This window comes from Stenotrophomonas sp. RS-48, assembly GCF_030053245.1.
Classification (GTDB): Bacteria; Pseudomonadota; Gammaproteobacteria; order Xanthomonadales; family Xanthomonadaceae; genus Stenotrophomonas; species Stenotrophomonas maltophilia_P.
In genome coordinates this window covers 1-8,801 of sequence record NZ_JASGBV010000123.1, presented here as the reverse complement: position 1 = coordinate 8,801, position 8,801 = coordinate 1, and the positions used below count along the sequence as shown (strand labels likewise).

Below are 8,801 nucleotides of genomic sequence, written 5' to 3'. Positions count from 1 at the left end.
CCGTGTCGCTGTCGGCCTCACCCGGCTTGTGCGGGTCATCGATGATGATGGCGCCACCGAAGCCAGGCCGTCCCTGGAGCCCGCTGTCCAATGAATTTCCGTTCCGCCGCCACCGCCCTGGCCGCCACCCTGGTGGTGGGCCTGGCTTCTGCCCAGACGCCGCTGCCGACCCCGGCCGCACCTGCACCTGCCGCCGCTGCGGCTCCGGCCACCGTGGCCACGCCACCGGCCCCGGTGCCGAGTGTGTCCAAGGCCTGGATCCTGATGGACTACGCCACCGGCCAGGTGCTGGCGGGCGAGAACATCCACGAGCAGCTGGCGCCGGCCAGCATCACCAAGGTGATGACCTCCTACGTGATCGCCGCCGAGGTCAAGAACGGCAAGGTCCGTGCGGATGACCAGGTGATGATGAGCGAGCGCGCCTGGCGCGAAGGCGGTGCGGGTACCGACGGCAGCTACAGCGGCTTCCCGGTGAACCAGACCGCGCGCCTGGAAGACATGGAAAAGGGCATGGCCATCCAGTCCGGCAACGATGCCGCGATCGCCCTGGCCGAGCACGTGGCGGGCAGCGAGGAAGCCTTCGCCTCGCTGATGAACAGCTACGCCGCCAAGATCGGCATGAAGAACTCGCACTTCGTCAACGCCCACGGCCTGACCGCCGCGGGCCACCACAGCACCGCCTATGATCTGGCGTTGCTGGGACGGGCGATGGTGCGTGATTACCCGGAAACCTACGCGTACAACAAGATCAAGGAATTCCAGGTCGGCAACATCAAGCAGCCCAACCGCAACCTGCTGTTGTGGCGCGACGGCAGTGTCGATGGCATCAAGACCGGGCACACCTCCGAGGCGGGCTACTGCCTGATGAGCTCGGCGCAGCGCGGCGACCAGCGTCTGATCGCGGTGGTGCTGGGTGGCGCCTCCGAGAAGCAGCGCGCCGATGACAGCCTGGCGCTGTTGAACTGGGGCTTCCGCTTCTTCGAAACGCACCGCCTGTATGAGCCGGGCAAGGCCGTCGCCGAGCACAAGGTGTGGAAGGGCACCAGTGACAAGGTGCAGCTGGGCGTGGCGCAGCCGATGCTGGTCAGCGTGCCGCGTGGCCGCTACAACGATCTGAAGCCGAGCATCGATGTGCCCAAGACCCTGGAAGCGCCGTTCACGGCCGGCCAGCAGATCGGCACGGTGAAGGTGAGCCTGGATGGCAAGGTGGTGGCCGAAGCGCCGCTGGTGGCGGTGGCTGCCGTCGAGCAGGCCGGTTTCTTCAAGCGCCTGTGGGACAGCTTCTGGATGTGGTGGGAATCGGAATGATGCGCAGCGCCGTGCGCTGACATGAAAAGGAAAAGGCCGGCGCATGCCGGCCTTTTCCGTTGCAGCCAATGTGCGGACCAGATGTCCGCACTGTTCTAGAGCGAACGGCTGATGGTGAAGCTGCCGAACACCGGTGCCTCGCGCTGGCCGTTGAACTCGCGGGTGCTGTGGTAGCGCGCCGCCGCGAACTTCCAGCGACCGCGCATCACCGCGATTCCGTAGCCGCCGTAGGCCACGATGTGGCGCTTGTCGACGCTGTGGCTGTTGCGGAAGGTGTTGCCGTCCAGGGTGATGTTGCGGATCACCCAGGCGGCATCGCTGGTGGCGAACAGGTGCCATGACCAGCCGCTCGGCCTGCCACCGCGGGTCGGCGCGGTGTTCTCGCCGGCAGGACGCAGCGGCGTGCTGCCGAAGTCATCCGGCAGTTTCCAGCCGAAGCGCACCTCGCCACCGATGTTGGCCTTGGTCGCCAGGTTGCCGACCGAGCCGCCGTAGTGGCTGATCGCGTCCCAGCCCCAGCCGCCCGCGTTGATGCTGGCGTCGCCCGGCCAACGACGCATCCGCTCATGGGTCAGCATCACCAGCGGCTCGTTGTGCAGCTGGTTGTCCCAGCCTTGGAACTTCTCGTCGCCCAGCACCTCATGCACAGCGTTCTGCACCTGCTTGCCCTGGGCCCACGGACCGACAACGCCCAGCGTCAGCTGGGTGGTCTGCAGCCGATCACCACTGCGCGCGTTGTAGCCGAAGCTGGCGATCAGCACGCCCGCGTAGGGGCGGTCATCCTTGATCAGGTCCTTCCGGGTGAAGTCGGTCGGGGTGAAGATGCCCTGGGCGATGCTGAAGATCATGTTCTGCTGTTCGAACCGGCCCGGGTGCAGGCGCTCCAGATAGCCGTTGACCCAGCGCGCCAGCCGCGGCAGGCAGGGATCGTCGGTGTAATCGACGAGGTTCGGTGATACGAAGGTCAGTTCGGCGCCGTTGGTATACCCCTGGTCCTGGTGGCGGCCGCCGAACAGGTCGTTGTCAACGCGGAAATTGATCTGCGGCGGGTGCTCGCGCATCGCATCGGGGCCGCATTGTTCGGCGGCCTGCGCGGCAAGGGGGAGGGCGGCGGCCAGGAGGCCGGACAGCCCGAAGGCTGCGACGCTACGCATGGATGGAATGCTCATGGGGAAAGGGGTGGTCGTCTGTCGTTATATGCAACGACACGGTACCCCGGCCCGCGTGACGGTACGAGCGCGTCCCGGTCACTTGTCTGTTCCGAAAACGACATTGTCTCGTGACGACAACCGGCGCCGGGGGGGGCTTGTCGCGCGCCCGCGGCAGGAAGCTGAATGGAAATTCAGGTGCAACGCAGCGGCCTGCCGGTGTCCGTGTTGACCTGGATGAATACTCTTGGGTTTGTTGCCCTGCGGCCCGATAATGGGTCCATGGAAATCAAGTCCGACAACCCCGACCACGGCTTCCAGTTCCCCGGCCAGTTCGAGCTCAGCGCCATGGGCCCGGCCAACCGCGGCCTGGAGCATGAGCTTCCCCGACTGCTGCAGGCCGAAGGCCTCGACGTCGTGAACGAGCGCATCAGCTGGAAGCATTCGTCCAATGGCAAGTACGTGTCGGTCCGGCTGGTGTTCAAGGCCGAGACCCGCGAACAGTACGACGCCGCCCATCGGGCGCTGCGCGATCACCCGGAAGTGAAGTGGACGCTGTAGCCGACAGCTGCCCGGCCGACGCCGCTCCGGAAAACCGCCCGCCGCGTCCGGCGCTGGTGCGCGACCTTGGCCGCCAGGCCTATGAGCCGGTCTGGCGGGCGATGCAGCGCTTCACCGATCAGCGCGCTGACGAGACGACCGACGAGCTGTGGGTGGTGGAACACGATCCGGTGTTCACCCTCGGCCAGGCCGGCAAGGACGAGCATGTGCTGGCGCCGGGGGCGATCCCGGTGCTGCACGTGGACCGCGGCGGCCAGGTCACCTACCACGGGCCGGGGCAGATCGTGATCTACCCGCTGCTGCGCCTGCCGCGCCTGGGCATCGGCGTGCGCGACTACGTGTGCCGCATCGAGCAGGCCATCATCGATACGTTGGCCGAATGGAACATCGGTGCCGAACGCCGCGAAGGTGCCCCGGGCGTCTACGTTGGCAATGCCAAGATTGCCGCGCTGGGCATCCGCGTGCGCCGTGGCTGCACCTTCCATGGCCTGGCCTTCAACGTGGCCATGGACCTGGAACCCTTCCACCGCATCAACCCCTGTGGTTATCAGGGGCTGCAGGTGACCTCGGTGGTAGACTTGGGCGGGCCGTCCGGGATGGATGCCGTCAAGACGGTGCTGCTGGAACAGCTGGCCCGCCAGTTCGGCCTGCGGCTGCAGCACGTGCCCGAACTGCCTGATCTCTCTGCGGCCGCGTGACCGCTCCCCGGAACTGCCATGACTGAAACCACTGCCCGCACCATTCCCCTGCAGATCGTGCAGGGCGACATTCCGACCGCCGCACCGTTGCAGGCCGGCGTCAAGCAGCTGGGCGGGGACAAGATCAACCGTTCGCCGGTTCAGTTCGCCGATGCACCGGTGCTGCGCAAGCCCTCCTGGATCCGCGTGCGCATTCCCTCGGGCAATGCGGTCCAGAACCTGAAGGCCAAGCTGCGCGAGAACCGCCTGGTGACGGTCTGCGAGGAAGCCAGCTGCCCGAACATCCATGAGTGCTTCGGCCACGGTACGGCGACCTTCATGATCCTGGGCGAGGTCTGCACCCGCCGCTGCTCGTTCTGCGACGTCGCCCACGGCCGGCCCAAGCCGCCGGATGCCAACGAGCCGGCCAGCCTCGGCCAGACGGTGGCCGACATGGGCCTGAAGTACGTGGTGGTGACCAGTGTCGACCGCGATGACCTGCGCGACGGCGGTGCCCAGCACTTCGTCGACTGCATCACCGCCATCCGTGAGAAGTCGCCGGGTACCCGCATCGAAGTGCTGACCCCGGACTTCCGCGGCAAGGGCCGCATGGAGCGCGCGCTGGACATCCTCGCGCAGAACCCGCCGGACGTGTTCAACCACAACATCGAGACCGTGCCGGACCTGTACCGCAACGTGCGCCCGGGCGCGGACTACCAGTGGTCGCTGACGCTGCTGAAGAACTTCAAGGCCCAGCACCCGCAGGTGCCGACCAAGAGCGGCATCATGCTGGGTCTGGGCGAGGACTTCGAGCAGATCAAGGCGACGATGCGTGACCTGCGTGCCCACGACGTGGACATGATCACCATCGGCCAGTACCTGCAGCCGACCGCGCACCACCACCCGGTGCTGAAGTACTGGACGCCCGAGGATTACAAGGCGCTGGAAGACTACGGCTATGAGCTGGGCTTCAGCCACGTCGCCTCCGGCCCCATGGTGCGCTCTTCGTACCACGCCGACGTGCAGGCCAAGGGCGCCGGCGTTTCCTGACCGGTAGCGCCGGGCCATGCCCGGCGGTTCTTTCCCGCTGCGCTCGCCGGGCATGACCCGGCGCTACCGATGGGCGTGCCTACCACCTTGGTGGGCGCGGACCATTGGTCCGCAGGCCTTCGCCTGCATTCACAATTTGCTACACCGGCCCCGCTAGGCTGGTTTTCCACCGGATGCGGACGGGTGACAAACCCGGCAACTTTCGGCACTGTCGTGATGTCTGAACACCACGCAGTCTCCCCCTTGGCAAGGCGCCTTCGAGCACGTTCATGAAATTCAAAGCCCCCGCATTCCTGATGGCCCTGGCGCTGGTAGCGCCGCTGGCGCTGTCGGCCAAGGCCGATTCGCCGGCGCTGCCGGCTGCGGCGACCGCCGATCAGGTGACCACCTCCAAGCTGGTGTACGGCCTGTTGTCCGACAGCCGGTACGCCTACCGTCCGCGTGCGCTCGATGAAGCCACCTCCAAGGATGTGTTCAAGCGTTACCTGGAGACCCTGGACGGCGGCAAGCAGTACTTCACCCAGGCCGATGTGGCGCGCTTCGCACCCTTCGAGGCGAACATCGCCAATGCCATCCGTGGCGGTGAACTCGAGCCGGCCTTCCAGGTCTTCGCGGTGTACAAGCAGCGCGTAGGCGAGCGCGTGGCCTACGCACGCAAGCTGCTCAGGCAGGAGCCGGACTTCACCACCGACGAGCGCTTTGAGTACGACCGCAAGAAGGTGCCGTGGGCGGCCAGCAATGCCGAGCTGGATGAACTGTGGCGCAAGTCGGTCAAGAATGACTGGCTGCGCCTGAAGCTGGCCGGCAAGAAGCCGGACGACATCCGCAAGACGCTCGACAAGCGCTACGCGACGCTGGAGAAGTCGGTCAACGAGCTGAAGGGCGAGGATGTCTTCCAGTTCTTCCTCAACGCCTACACCAGTGCGGTCGATCCGCACACCGACTACTTCACTCCGCGTACCGCCGAGAACTTCAACCAGGCGATGTCGCTGTCGCTGGAAGGCATCGGTGCGCAGCTGCAGCGCCAGGACGACATGGTGGTGATCCGCGAGATCATCGCCGGTGGACCGGCCTCCGTGGATGGCACCCTGAAGCCGGGTGACCGCATCGTCGGCGTCGGTCAGGGCAAGTCGGGCGTGGTCGAGGATGTGATCGGCTGGCGCATCGACGATGTCGTGGCCAAGATCCGCGGTGCCAAGGATACCCAGGTCAAGCTGGAGTTCATCCCGGCCGAGGAGGGCGCCGATGGCAAGCATCACACCCTGGTCCTGACCCGGCAGAAGGTGCGCCTGGCCGAGCAGGCCGCCAAGGGTGAAACCATGACCATTCCGGCCGCCAATGGCGAGCCGGCGCGGAAGATCGGCGTGATCAAGCTGCCGACCTTCTACCAGGACTTCGAGGGCCGCCGCCGCAATGCCGCCGATTATGCGTCGGCCACGCGCGATGTGGCCAAGCTGCTGGCGGGCTTCAAGAACGACAAGCTCGACGGCGTCGTGCTGGACCTGCGCAACAACGGTGGTGGCTCGCTGGACGAGGCGATCGAACTGACCGGGCTGTTCATCGAACAGGGCCCCGTGGTGCAGGTGCGTGAATCGGGCGGCCGCATCACCGTCAACAGCGACCGCAATCAGGGCGTGGCGTGGGACGGCCCGCTGGCCGTGCTGGTCAACCGTGGTTCGGCCTCGGCGTCGGAAATCTTCGCCGGTGCCATCCAGGACTACGGCCGCGGCCTGGTGATCGGCGAGACCACCTTCGGCAAGGGCACCGTGCAGAACATCGTCGACCTTGATCGCTGGCCGAGCGGCGAAACGCAGCGCTTCGGCCAGGTCAAGCTGACCATCGCCCAGTTCTTCCGCATCAGCGGCAGCAGCACCCAGCACAAGGGCGTGGTGCCGGACCTGGCGTTCCCCGCCAGCGTCGATGCCACCGAGTTCGGCGAAAGCACCTACGACAATGCCCTGCCGTGGACCCGCATCGCCGCGGTGCCGCATACGCAGTACGGCAACTTCGCGCCGCTGCTGCCGAAGCTGGAAACCCGCCACGAGGCACGCATCGCCACCGACAAGGAATTCGTGTGGTGGAACGAGGATGTCGAGCAGTTCCGTGCCGAAGCGGCGAAGAAGTATGTCTCGCTCAATGAAGCGACGCGTCGTGCCGAGCGGGAACGCCAGGACACCCAGCGCAAGGAGCGCCAGATCATGCGCAAGGAGCTGGGCCTGGCCCTGGATCCGCTGGCCGATGACAGCAGCGATGACGGCCTGACCGGCAACGAGCGCGATATCGTCAAGGATGCCGCCCGTGAGAAGGCCGCCGAGAAGCGACCGGACCCGCTGCTGCGTGAATCCGCTGCGATCCTGGCCGATGCGGTGAATCTGCTGGCCAATGATCGCCCGCTGTCGGCGCAGGTGCTGCCGCAGTCCACCGGGGCCGGTCGCTGGGCCGACTGAGCCACGCGTGACATGAAGTACCCCACGGGGCCGGCAATGCCGGCCCCGTCTGCGTTGACGGGCAGCGCCGGGTCATGCCCGGCGCTGCCGGTGCATGAACCGGGAGCAACAACCTGCGCCGCCAGCGGTGCTGTCGACCTGCCGCACACGGGGGCGGGACTACCCTAGCAGCTACCTTTCTCGCAGGAGTTCCCATGCGGGTCTCCCCTCTGTGCAGCGTTGCCGTCGGTATTGCCAGTGCCCTGATCCTGTCGGCCTGCGGTGGCCGCGCCGCCGACAGCACCGTGCTGCGCGAGTCCTTCGATTCCGGCGACACCTTCTCCCGGACGGTCGACAGCCGCCCGGCCGATGCCTGTGAAGCGGCGCGACGGGCCCTGCTCAGCCAGGGCTATGCGATCGCCCGCGTCGATGACGCGCAGGTGGAGGGGAGCAAGAACTTCCAGCCCCGCGAGGACGATCACGAGCAACTGGTACTCCGCATCTCCTGCGCGCCGCGTGGCAGCCAGTCGCTGGTGTTCGTCAGCGCGGTGCAGGACCGCTATGCGTTGAAGAAGAGCCCGACCTCGGCCAGCGTGGGCGTGGGCGCGCTGGGTTCGGTGTCGCTGCCGTTCGGCAGCAATGACGATTCCCTGGTGAAGGTCGCCAGCAGCACCATCACCGATGCCGACTTCTACCGCCGGTTCTTCCAGCGCCTGCAGCAGTACCTGCCGGCCGCCCCCGGTGAGGCGCCGCCGGTTCCGGAACGGTTGCCCGCTCCCCCCGTATCGGAGCCGGCGGCGGCGACGGATCAGGGTTGAGCGTGCGGCGTGGGCTGATGGTCATGGCCCTGCTGCTGGCTTCGCCGGCAGGCAGCGCGGCGGCGGCCGCGGACTGCACGCAGGGCCTGCTGCAGCGGCTGGGCTGGCGGTTTGAAGTGGCTGCGGTCAGTGCGCCGCAGATCCAGGGTGGCCCGGTGTGCACCCGGGCATCGCTGGCCGAGGCGCAGGCCGCAGGTGATCTGCGTGTGCGATGGCCGCAGACGCTGGATGGGGCGCAGCGCGAGGCGCTGCTGCAGCAGCTGCTGGAGGATCCTGCCACGGTCTGTGCCTATGCCTTCGAACTGGGCGCGGCGACCCGGCGGGCCGCCACGTCGCTGCAGGGCAACCCGCAGTTCCGCTTCTCCGGCGCACAGCTGGGCTGGATCGGCTTCGGGATGCAGGGCGCACGGGCGCAGGGGTGGCAACGCGTGCGCAGCTTCGGCCGCGGCTACGTTCCCGTGGATGGCAACAGCCGCGCGCTGCAGGCGTTCTACGGCGGTGCGGTGCGTGCCGAATGCGGTGTCGGCCGCCAGGTCGCGCAGCTGGCAACGCAGCGTGAGCTGTATGGCGATGCTGCGTTCGACGCGGAGTTCACCGCAGGCGAACTGTCGATCGGCACCTTCATCGCGCTGCACGGCACCGACAGTGTCCTGCTCGGTGCGCATGCGGGCGACTTCCTTGCCGACGGCAAAGCCGTGCGCACCTCGGCGAGGGGACGTCAGGCCTTCGCGGGCCTGCCCGGCTTCATCGAACACGTGTACGACAAGAGCACGCTGGACGATCTGAGCAACCAGGCCGAGAACTTCGTCGTTG

General features: G+C 67.0%; 7 protein-coding genes and 1 pseudogene. 7 read left to right on the top strand and 1 reads right to left on the bottom strand.

Translation table 11 applies throughout. From position 1 onward, the window contains the following. The first annotated feature begins 90 nt into the window (after positions 1-90). On the top strand, positions 91-1,308 hold the full coding sequence (locus QMZ25_RS18300; protein ID WP_053519634.1) for a D-alanyl-D-alanine carboxypeptidase family protein: 1,218 nt from the start codon (positions 91-93) through the stop codon (positions 1,306-1,308). Between the two features lie 95 nt (positions 1,309-1,403). Here QMZ25_RS18300 and QMZ25_RS18295 read toward each other — a convergent pair whose 3' ends face one another. Beyond that, positions 1,404-2,462, bottom strand: coding sequence for a lipid A deacylase LpxR family protein (locus QMZ25_RS18295; protein WP_262218921.1), 1,059 nt, complete (start codon positions 2,460-2,462; stop codon positions 1,404-1,406). 276 nt (positions 2,463-2,738) lie between these two features. Here QMZ25_RS18295 and QMZ25_RS18290 point away from each other — a divergent pair, with 276 nt between their 5' ends. The 6 genes and pseudogenes from QMZ25_RS18290 to QMZ25_RS18265 form a co-directional block, all read left to right on the top strand. Next, positions 2,739-3,017 (top strand): YbeD family protein, encoded by a 279-nt coding sequence (locus tag QMZ25_RS18290; RefSeq protein ID WP_053519645.1) that lies wholly within the window; start codon positions 2,739-2,741, stop codon positions 3,015-3,017. After that, positions 3,005-3,715, top strand: coding sequence for a lipoyl(octanoyl) transferase LipB (lipB, locus tag QMZ25_RS18285; RefSeq protein WP_053519632.1), 711 nt, complete (start codon positions 3,005-3,007; stop codon positions 3,713-3,715). Before QMZ25_RS18290 ends, lipB begins: the two co-directional genes overlap by 13 nt. A gap of 18 nt (positions 3,716-3,733) precedes the next feature. Continuing rightward, positions 3,734-4,744 (top strand): lipoyl synthase, encoded by a 1,011-nt coding sequence (lipA, locus tag QMZ25_RS18280; protein ID WP_065175161.1) that lies wholly within the window; start codon positions 3,734-3,736, stop codon positions 4,742-4,744. Positions 4,745-5,013: 269 nt separating this feature from the next. After that, positions 5,014-7,191 (top strand): carboxy terminal-processing peptidase, encoded by a 2,178-nt coding sequence (locus tag QMZ25_RS18275; RefSeq protein ID WP_053519630.1) that lies wholly within the window; start codon positions 5,014-5,016, stop codon positions 7,189-7,191. Between the two features lie 194 nt (positions 7,192-7,385). Next, on the top strand, positions 7,386-7,988 hold the full coding sequence (locus tag QMZ25_RS18270) for a DUF2242 domain-containing protein (protein WP_053519316.1): 603 nt from the start codon (positions 7,386-7,388) through the stop codon (positions 7,986-7,988). A 17-nt stretch (positions 7,989-8,005) separates the two neighbouring features. Beyond that, positions 8,006-8,801 (top strand): annotated as a pseudogene (locus tag QMZ25_RS18265) (hypothetical protein); the annotation flags it as partial.

Excerpts from the sequence above, each read along its gene's own strand:
- QMZ25_RS18300 (WP_053519634.1), top strand. The coding sequence starts at position 91 with ATGAATTTCCGTTCCGCCGCCACCGCCCTGGCCGCCACCCTGGTGGTG.
- QMZ25_RS18295 (WP_262218921.1), bottom strand. The coding sequence starts at position 2,462 with ATGCGTAGCGTCGCAGCCTTCGGGCTGTCCGGCCTCCTGGCCGCCGCC.
- QMZ25_RS18290 (WP_053519645.1), top strand. The coding sequence starts at position 2,739 with ATGGAAATCAAGTCCGACAACCCCGACCACGGCTTCCAGTTCCCCGGC.
- lipA (WP_065175161.1), top strand. The coding sequence starts at position 3,734 with ATGACTGAAACCACTGCCCGCACCATTCCCCTGCAGATCGTGCAGGGC.
- QMZ25_RS18275 (WP_053519630.1), top strand. The coding sequence starts at position 5,014 with ATGAAATTCAAAGCCCCCGCATTCCTGATGGCCCTGGCGCTGGTAGCG.
- QMZ25_RS18270 (WP_053519316.1), top strand. The coding sequence starts at position 7,386 with ATGCGGGTCTCCCCTCTGTGCAGCGTTGCCGTCGGTATTGCCAGTGCC.